The sequence below is a fragment of the Roseomonas acroporae genome (assembly GCF_023223525.1).
Lineage (GTDB): Bacteria > Pseudomonadota > Alphaproteobacteria > Acetobacterales > Acetobacteraceae > Roseomonas_E > Roseomonas_E acroporae.
This window is the reverse complement of sequence record NZ_JALPRX010000009.1, coordinates 122,172-129,851: the sequence shown is the minus strand read 5'-3', so window position 1 is coordinate 129,851 and position 7,680 is coordinate 122,172. Positions and strand designations below refer to the sequence as shown.

General features: G+C 75.7%; 8 protein-coding genes. 4 read left to right on the top strand and 4 right to left on the bottom strand.

The genetic code is table 11. The features are described from left to right. Positions 1-129: 129 nt before the first annotated feature. Positions 130-288, bottom strand: coding sequence for a hypothetical protein (locus M0638_RS03565; protein ID WP_248665578.1), 159 nt, complete (start codon positions 286-288; stop codon positions 130-132). Positions 289-353: 65 nt separating this feature from the next. Between M0638_RS03565 and M0638_RS03560 the strand changes: the two genes are divergently transcribed. Both M0638_RS03560 and M0638_RS03555 read left to right on the top strand, forming a co-directional pair. Next, the gene (locus tag M0638_RS03560) at positions 354-1,391 is read left to right on the top strand and encodes a hypothetical protein (RefSeq protein WP_248665577.1); all 1,038 of its coding nucleotides are present in this window, start codon (positions 354-356) and stop codon (positions 1,389-1,391) included. Positions 1,392-1,482: 91 nt separating this feature from the next. Next, positions 1,483-2,256, top strand: coding sequence for an SDR family oxidoreductase (locus tag M0638_RS03555; RefSeq protein ID WP_248665576.1), 774 nt, complete (start codon positions 1,483-1,485; stop codon positions 2,254-2,256). 153 nt (positions 2,257-2,409) lie between these two features. Here M0638_RS03555 and M0638_RS03550 read toward each other — a convergent pair whose 3' ends face one another. Beyond that, positions 2,410-3,501 carry an alpha/beta hydrolase family protein gene (locus M0638_RS03550; protein WP_248665575.1) on the bottom strand — a complete coding sequence of 364 codons (1,092 nt, stop codon included), beginning with the start codon at positions 3,499-3,501 and terminating at the stop codon, positions 2,410-2,412. A 350-nt stretch (positions 3,502-3,851) separates the two neighbouring features. Between M0638_RS03550 and M0638_RS03545 the strand changes: the two genes are divergently transcribed. Then, entirely contained in the window at positions 3,852-4,826 is a 975-nt protein-coding gene (locus M0638_RS03545) for a Bug family tripartite tricarboxylate transporter substrate binding protein (RefSeq protein WP_248665574.1), read from the top strand. Positions 4,827-4,920: 94 nt separating this feature from the next. On the opposite strand, the gene dmeF is transcribed toward M0638_RS03545, so the two are convergent. Both dmeF and M0638_RS03535 read right to left on the bottom strand, forming a co-directional pair. Next, on the bottom strand, positions 4,921-5,889 hold the full coding sequence (dmeF, locus tag M0638_RS03540; RefSeq protein ID WP_248665573.1) for a CDF family Co(II)/Ni(II) efflux transporter DmeF: 969 nt from the start codon (positions 5,887-5,889) through the stop codon (positions 4,921-4,923). 41 nt (positions 5,890-5,930) lie between these two features. After that, the gene (locus tag M0638_RS03535; RefSeq protein WP_248665572.1) at positions 5,931-6,206 is read right to left on the bottom strand and encodes a metal/formaldehyde-sensitive transcriptional repressor; all 276 of its coding nucleotides are present in this window, start codon (positions 6,204-6,206) and stop codon (positions 5,931-5,933) included. Positions 6,207-6,285: 79 nt separating this feature from the next. Between M0638_RS03535 and M0638_RS03530 the strand changes: the two genes are divergently transcribed. Then, positions 6,286-7,659, top strand: coding sequence for an MFS transporter (locus M0638_RS03530; RefSeq protein ID WP_248665571.1), 1,374 nt, complete (start codon positions 6,286-6,288; stop codon positions 7,657-7,659). The last annotated feature ends 21 nt before the right edge of the window (positions 7,660-7,680 follow it).

Here is a 7,680-nt window from a genome sequence, read left to right as displayed (position 1 = left end):
GGCCTTCCCGACCCGGGCCGCGCCCCCCTGCCGTGCCCCCTGCCGCACCGAGGCGGCCAGGCCCTGGCCGCCCCGCGGGAATGCCCGGGCACCCGCGCGGGGCTTCCGCCCCGCCCGGAATCCGGGCGCCTACTTCTCCTCGGCCGGCGTGCCGATCTGGCGCGACGGGTCGCTGGTCGAGGGCGGATCGCTGGCGGGGAAGCTTTCTTCCAGCGCCTCGTCCAGCGCCTCGTCCTTCTCCGCCTTTTCCTGCTTCGCCTTGTCCGGCTTCGGTGCGGTATCGCTCACGATGCGGGTCTCCCTTCCCGGTCTGTGCCGGGGCGTAACGCGGCAGGCCGTGGCAGGATGCCCGGATGCCGCGCTACCCCCTGCCCCTACGCTGGCTGCTGCCCCTGCTTGTGGCCACCCTGCTGCTGGCGCATACGGCCGGGCGCCACCTGACCGGCAACGCCGCCTCCGCGCCGGCCGATCCTACGCCATTCCTCGTGCAGTCGGGCTGCCTCGATGCCGAGGGGCGGCTGCGGCCGGGCGTGCTGCCGATCGACCCCGGCTGTGCCCGCCGCCGGCCCCTCGCCGCCGACGATCCCCTGCCCTACGGCAAGCATGACTGGCCCGCCGCCGCCGCCGCGGCGGCGCTGCCGGCCGGCTACCAGGCCAGCGACTCCCGCCTCGGCACCGAATCCGGTCGTCCCGTCGCGGTGCAAAGCTTCGACTTCGGCGATCCGGGGCGGCAATTCGGCCGGCTGGATCCGGGCGATGGCGGCCAGATCGTGCAGGTGCTGCCGGGCGGCACCTACATCACCATGACCGAGGATGGCGGCGGCGGCATCCAGTGGTTCCGCGGCCCCGGCTGCCGGCGCGACGCCGATTCCGGCCTCGCCGGCTGGCTGCTGTTCGGCCCCGGCGTGCCCGGCCCCGCCTGGGAGGGCGCGGTGGCCGAGCTGCGCATCGCGCCCGCCCGCGATTCCTGCCCCGCCGGCTTCGACCGCGCGGCGACGCGCTGGCGCCTCGCCCGGCTGCCGCTGCCGGTGCGCGAGGCGCGCGCCGAGGCGCCGGACATCCGCGAGGCGGTGCTGGACGTGATCGTCTCCGAGCATTTCGGCGGCGCCGACCCCGCCACGGCGGACCATCTCGAACGCTTCTTCCTCGCCCGCGACCTCGGGCTGGTGCGCTGGGAGCGGTGGGAGAACCGCGCCGTCTCGCGCCGCCAGGGCCTCGACGCCATGGCGGCGCAGCTCGACGGGCGCTGCCCGCCGCTGGCCTATTCCGACGCGCCGGTGGCCAGCCGGGCGAGCGGCTGGATGATGGTGGACTGCCGCACCTGGACCAATTTCGTCCGCGCCGCGCCAGGAGCGGCACCGACCGCCCTGCCCTGGCCGCGCACGCCCTGAACGCCCGCCGCCGCCATCCCCGGCCCGGCCGCGGCGCATTGACGTGGCACCGCCGCCGGGGATCATCCCCACCGATCCAGGAGGAAGACCCATGGCGCCGACCAACCCCTTCGACCTCACCGGCCGGGCCGCGCTGGTCACCGGCGGCAATGGCGGCATCGGCCTCGGCATGGTGCTGGGCCTCGCCGCGGCGGGCGCCGACGTGGTGATCGCCGGCCGCGACAGGGCCAAGAACGCCGAGGCGCTGGCCGCCGTGGAATCGCTCGGGCGCGGCCGCGCCGCCGCGATCGAGGCCGACCTCGCCGGCGAGGCGGCGTGCCACGCGCTGGTGCGCGAGGCCGCCGCGCGCTTCGGCCGTCTGGACGTGCTGATCCACAACGCCGGCATCACGAAGCGGGTGATGCCCGAGCAGCTCGCCCTGGCCGACTGGAACGCGGTGCTGCACACTAACCTCACCGCCGCGCTGCTGCTGGCGCAGGCCGCCTACCCGGAATTCCTCAAGGCGGGGCGCGGCAAGATCGTCACCATCGGCTCGATGATGTCGATCTTCGGCGCGCCCTACGCGGCGGCCTACGCGGCGAGCAAGGGCGGCATCGTGCAGCTCACCCGCTCGCTCGCCACCGCCTGGGCCAAGGACAACATCCAGTGCAACGCGATCCTGCCCGGCTGGATCGACACGGCGCTGACCCGCGGCGCCCGCGAGCAGGTGGAGGGGCTGAACGAACGCGTCCTGGCACGCACCCCGGCCGGGCGCTGGGGCAGGCCGCAGGACCTGGCCGGGCTCGCCGTGTTCCTCAGCGCGCCGGCCTCGGACTTCGTCACCGGCACCGCCATCCCGGTGGATGGCGGCTACTCGGTGTCCTGAAGCGGGGCACCGGCCAGCGGCCGGCCTGAAGCGGGGCACCGGCCAGCGGCCGGCCGGCGGCGGGGATGCGTCGGACGCCGCCAGTGCCGTGGCCAGTGCCGTGGCCGGTGCCGTGCGGGCCGGACGGCACGGACCGGTCCGGCGGCCGCGGCGTCAGCGGAAGCCGACCTGCCCGCGCATCCAGCGGTCGAGCAGCGCCGCGATCTCCAGGCTGTTGCCGTCCTGCATGAGCATGTGCGAGTTGCCGCGGATGCCGATGTCGGGCAGCAGCAGCAGCTCCGCCTTGCCGCCCGCCGCGTTGGCCGCCGCCACGAAGGCGCGGCAGGCGGCGAGGCGCGGCGCCCAGCGCGGCGACTGGTCCACGTAGTCCCCGAACAGCACCAGGATCGGCAGGCCGGCATAGGGCGCCATGTCGCCGGCCGCGGCCGGGCAGGCGCCGGGCTCGATCGAGACGATGCCGGCGAGGCCCTCGCGGCTCAGCGCCGCGGTCTGGAACGGGTAGATGCCGGACTGCGAGTGGCTCATCAGGATGTTGCGGCCGAGGCGGCGCGACAGCTCGGAGAGGGCCGGCACGGTGGGGTTGGGCGTCGGCAGCGTGTTCAGCCAGTCCGGCACCATCTGCTTCCAGAACTCGGCCTGCGCCGAGAGCGGGAACAGCATGCCCGGGAACACCTCCGGGTAGCGCGCCCCGAAGCGGAAGATCGCCCAGGCCGCCTCGTGCCCGGCGGCGAACACGGTGGGAAGCCGGTCCACCGGCGCGCGGCCCGTCCGCACCGCGTTGATCGCGGCGATGTCGGCCGCGGATCGGCCACGCGCGGCCTGGTCGACGACGTAGGTCGGGTAGCCGTGGCGGAGGAACCACTCGTCCCAGCCCATGCGGCCGTCCGGCGTCGTCTCCCAGGTCTTGCCCGTGAGGCAGCAGCCATGGATCAGCGTCAGCGAGGGACGGTCGCCGCTGCCCGGCGGCACCTGATAGCGGACGTACACCTGGTCCACGGTGACGGTGCCCTCCGCCGCGTAGGCGGGCAGGGTGGAGAGCGTATCCGAGCGCACCTCGCGGCCGCCGACGAAGAAGCTGCCCTGGCGCTCGACGACGAGCGGGCCCGGCGCGGCGGCGGCGGGTGCCGCGCCGGCAGCGGCACCGGGAACACCGCCGGGGGTTTGGGCCTGGGCCTGCGGCGGCGCGGCGAGCGGGCCGAGCGCGGCCAGCATGGCGAGCAGGAGCGATCGGTACGCTTTGGGCAAGGCTTCCTCCTCCGACGCCGCTGCCGGGCGTTCCTTGGTCGGAAGTATCGGGCGCCGTAACGCGTATCGCAATCCGGCGGGAAGCGGCTGCCCCGGCATGCGCCGCCTGCCGCCGAGCCGTCCCGGGCTCTGCCGGTCCCCGGTCGGGCCGGGCCGGCGGGGGCCGGCCCTCCGGGAAGCCCATGGCGAGCAGGATTGACCTCGCCGCCCGAGCCGATACCGTCTGCCCCCGAAGACACGGCCGCCGTTCCGGGGCCCCTTCGCGGCGGCACCGCGCGCCGACACCGCCCCCGGCCGCCTCGCCGACCACGGCCACACGTCAACGACCCCGGCAACCAGGGGAAGCCACCATGTCGCACAGCACCCGACGCGCCGCGCTCCTCGGCGCCCTCGCCCTGCCCGCGCTCGCCGGCACCGCCCGCGCCGAGACCTGGCCCGCCCGCCCGATCCGCCTGATCGTGCCCTTCGCCCCCGGCGGCGCCGGCGACAGCGCCGCGCGCGCCATCGCGCCGCGCTGGGGCGAGCTGCTCGGGCAGAACATCGTGGTGGAGAACCGCACCGGCGGCAGCGGCACGGTGGGCGGCGCCGCCGTCGCGACCGCGCCGCACGACGGCTACACGCTGCTCTGGGACGCCTCCTCGCACATCGTCAACCCGAGCCTGCTGCGCGGCCTCTCCTTCGACTACGCCACCGCCTTCGCGCCGATCTCGCTCGGCGTCACCTTCCCGCAGGCGCTCTCGGTCAAGAAGGACTTCCCCGCGGGCGACCTCGCCGCCTTCGTCGCGGCGGCCAAGGCACGGCCGGGCACCATCTCGGTGGGCACGCAGGGCAACGCGACGGCGGGGCACATCGCGCTGGTGACGTTCATGCGGCGCGCGGGGGTCGATCTCGTCCACGTCCCGTACCGCGGCGGCGCCGAGGCGGCGCGCGACCTCGCCGCCGGCACGGTGGACGCCGCCTTCTGCACGGTGCTGAGCGCCGGCCCGATCGTCGATTCCGGCCGTGCCCGCATGCTCGCCGTCTCGACGCCCGGGCGCGTGGCGCTGCGCCCGGACGTGCCGACCCTGGCCGAGCTGGGCTTTCCCGGCTTCGACATCAGCGAGTGGAACGCGCTGTTCGCGCCCGCCGGCACCCCGGCGCCGGTGATCGCGCGGCTGCACGCGACGCTGGTGGAAGCGCTGGCGGATGCCGGCGTGCGCGAGCGGCTGGCGCGGCTGGCGGCGATCCCGGTGGGCTCGGCGCCCGACGCCTTCGCGACCTATGTGCGCGAGGGGCGGGAGCAGATGGGGCGGCTGGTGCGCGAGGCAGGAATCACGGCGAACTGAGCCGACGGCGGGCGATACGCGCCGGCCGGTCCGGCGGCGCGACGGGGCCGCCGGATGCGCGGCATCGGGCCTGCCCCACCTTTCCGGCCGGCCCTCAGCGCGTCTCCACCGTGAGATGGGCGAGCTCGTGGACGGGCGCGAGCCGGCGGCGGATCGTGTCGCCATCGGCGGCCCCCGTCACGCTGACGATCGCCGCCTGTGCGCCCGGCCCGACGCGCCAGACATGCAGGTCCGTAATCCGGACATCGCCCGGCCCCTCGACCTGCTCGCGCACCTCCCGTTCGATCCGCGCGTCGGTGGCGTCCAGCAGCACCGAGGCGGTGTCGCGCATCAGGCTCCAGGACCAGACCGCGATCACCCCCGCCCCGACGAGGCCCATCGCGGGGTCGAGCCAGACCCAGCCGAGGTAGCGCCCGCCCAGCAGCGCGGCGATGGCGAGGATCGAGGTGAGCGCGTCGGCCAGCACGTGGACATAGGCCGCGTGCAGGTTGTTGTCCCGGTGATGGTGCCCGTCATGGTCATCGCCATGGTCGTGCCCGTGGTCGTGCCCGTGGTCGTGATTGTGGCCGTGGCCGTGGCCGTGGCCGCCATGATGCCCGAGGTGGTGCCCGCCGAGCAGCGCGGCGCTGACGAGGTTCACGAGCAGCCCGGCCACGGCGACGAGCGTCGCCGAGCCGAACGCCACCGGAAGCGGCGCCAGCAGCCGCCCGAACGACTCCCAGGCGATGCCGAGCGCCACCAGCCCCAGCACCAGCGCGGAGGCGAAGCCGGCGAGGTCGCCCACCTTGCCCGTCCCGAAGCTGTAGCGCCGGCTGCGGGCGTGCCGGCGTGCATAGGCGTAGGCCAGGGCCGCGACGCCGAGCGCGCCCGCATGCGTCGCCATGTGGAAGCCGTCGGCCAGCAGCGCCATCGAGTTGAACAGGATGCCGGCGGCGATCTCGCCCGCCATCATCGCCGCCGTCAGCAGCAGCACCCACAGGGTGCGCCGGGCATTCTCGTCATGGCGGTCGCCGAGGAAGACGTGCTCGTGCGTCAGCTGGTCGGCGGCCGAAGGACTCGTCATGGCGGCTCTCCCTGCCCCGCGCACCGCTCCGGGCGGCGCGGTCACTTCGCGTAGCGGCGGATCACGGCGATCAGCTCCTCGGCGGCGGCGGCGCGCGCGGCGTCGGTCAGGCCGGGATGCGCGACATGCTCGCGCACGTGGTCCTCGATCAGCTCGTCCATCAGCCCGAGCACCGCACCGCGCACGCCCGCGACCTGATGCAGCACGGCCGAGCAGCCCGCCTCCTCGGCGATGGCCTTCTCGATGGCGGCGACCTGCCCCGCGATGCGCCGGACGCGCGCGAGGAGACGTTCCTTGTTGGAGATCGTGTGAGCCATGGGATACCCCCCTATACCATAACGGCCGCCGGCGGGAACAGGCCGCGCAACGCCCCGCCCCGCCGCACGCTGAAGCGGGATGGGCCTTCCGACGGGTACCCTGACGCGCTTCCTGCTGCTCTACGCGCTGCTCTACGGCGCCTTCGGCACGCTTTCGCCCTTCTTTTCCCCGCTGCTGGCGCGGCATGGCGTCTCGCCCGAGGGAATCGGCCTGCTGCTCGGTCTCGGCACGGCGGTGCGGCTGCTCGCCGGGCCGGCGGCGGGGCAGCTTTCCGACCGCCTCTCGGCGCACCGCCTGGTGCTGGCGGCCTGCGCGGCGGCGGCGGCGGCGATCGCGCTCGGTTATCTGCCGGCGCAGGGGCTGTGGCCGGTGCTGGCCGTCAGCCTCGCGCATGCCGCCGTGCTGGCGCCGCTGACGCCGATCGCCGACGCGCTGGCCCTGGCCGGCGCCTCGGGCGCTCCCGGCGCGCCAACGGCCGCCGGCGGGATGGCGGCCGCCGGCCCTGCCGGCACGACGCGGCCCGGCATCGGCGCGACAAGGGGCGCGACAAGGGGCGCGACAGGGCTGGACGGGAACGCGGCGCGGCGCGCCCGCCGCCGGCAGGGCTTCGACTACGGCTGGGTGCGCGGCGCGGGCTCGGCGGCCTTCGTGCTGGCCTCGATCGGCACGGGACACGCGGTGGGCGCCTTCGGGCTCGACCTCACACCCTGGCTCGGCGCCCTGCTGCTGCTCGGCACGGCCGGCGCGGCGCTGCTGGTGCCGCGCCTCGCCGACACGGCGGCGCATGTGGCGGCACCGGAGGATGCGGGACGCTCCGGCGGCCGGGTGCGGGAGGATCTGCGCGCCCTGCTGCGGCTCGCGCGCTTCCGCCGGATGCTGCTGGTGGCGGCGCTGGTCCAGGGCAGCCACGCGCTGAACGACGGCTTCGCGGCGCTGCGCTGGGGCGAGGCCGGCATCGCGCCCGGCATGGTCGGCCTGCTCTGGAGCGAGGCGGTGATGGGCGAGGTGCTGGTGTTCCTGCTGCTCGGCCCCTGGCTGCTGCGGCGGCTCGGGCCGGCCGGGGCCTCGGCGCTGGCGGCGGGCGCGGCGGTGCTGCGCTGGGCGGTGATGGGCGCCACCGCGGCGCCGCTCGCCGTGGCGCTGGTGCAGCCGCTGCACGGGCTGACCTTCGCGCTGCTGCACCTGGCCTGCATGCGGCTGATCGCCGAGGTGGTGCCGCCGCGCCTCGCCGCCACGGCGCAGGCCTTCTACGGCACGGTGGCGGTGGGCGCCGCCAACGTGGTGCTGAACATCGCCAGCGGTCCGCTCTATGCCACGCTCGGCGGCGGCGCCTATTGGGCGATGGCGGCGCTTTGCCTCGCGGCGCTGCCGCTTTGCCGGGCGCTGCGCCACCCGGACCGTGACGCGGCACCGGCAGGACGGCCGTCCGAGGAGCCGGCCAAGGCGGCCTGACACGGCGATGGGTCGACGGCG